Genomic DNA, 786 nt, shown 5'->3' with positions numbered 1-786 from the left:
AAGCACCGTGTTTCTGGTGCAGAAAGTAGCATCCAAATGTGGGCGCGAGTGCCTTTCTTATCAGGCTTTGGGCGTTTGCTGCGGTGCAGGAAAGATCTTGGCTGGTTTGCGAAGGTTTTGGGCGGTTGCGGCGAGGAGGAATTCGTCTTTTGCGCCGCATGGGCCGCGCAATCGGAGCCGTCCGAGCCCGAGGATGCGTTTGAGATGCGCAAAGAGCATCTAAACCTTCTTTCGGAGCTTCATCGAGATGTCGTATTGGCGGGTCTTGGCAATGTCTCGTGCGACCTGGCGGGCGTCTTCGTCTTGTTCACGGCTGATCGTTCTGGTGTCCGTATCCGGGCAGCATTTTGCTTTCGAGGGACAAGCCTGACACGTCAGTTTAAGGGCGCGGTATCGCATTGTGCCCTTGCCAGTCGGGCCCCGGTTTGGGTCAGAATAGTTACGGCGGAATTGCTTGAGGTCGTGGCCTTCAGGGCAGATGTATCGGTCATTCTCCGGATCCCATTCGAAATCATCACGGGACCATATGCCTTCCGCCCTCTTGGCCTTGTCGATCACCGGGATATGCGGTGCAATCTTGCGTTCCACCAGCCAACCCAACATCGGACCAGTGCCGTAGGCGGTGTCTGCGATCAGGCGCTCGGGGTGCAGCTCGAACGTCTCTTTGACCCGCTTCAGCATCGTCTTTGTCGACCCAACCTCTGCTTGCCGGATCGACCTTGTCGCCTCGACATCAACAATGACGCCATGATCCGTATCGATCAGGTAGTTGTCGGAATAACTGAA

The 786-nt window shown here is 56.4% G+C and carries 1 pseudogene; it reads right to left on the bottom strand.

The annotated features are described in order from the left end of the window. Positions 1 to 60: 60 nt before the first annotated feature. A pseudogene (locus tag ROG8370_RS19970) lies at positions 61 to 786 on the bottom strand (transposase); the annotation flags it as partial.

This window comes from Roseovarius gaetbuli (assembly GCF_900172365.1).
GTDB classification, from domain to species: domain Bacteria; phylum Pseudomonadota; class Alphaproteobacteria; order Rhodobacterales; family Rhodobacteraceae; genus Roseovarius; species Roseovarius gaetbuli.
This window is presented reverse-complemented; position numbering and strand designations above follow the sequence as displayed.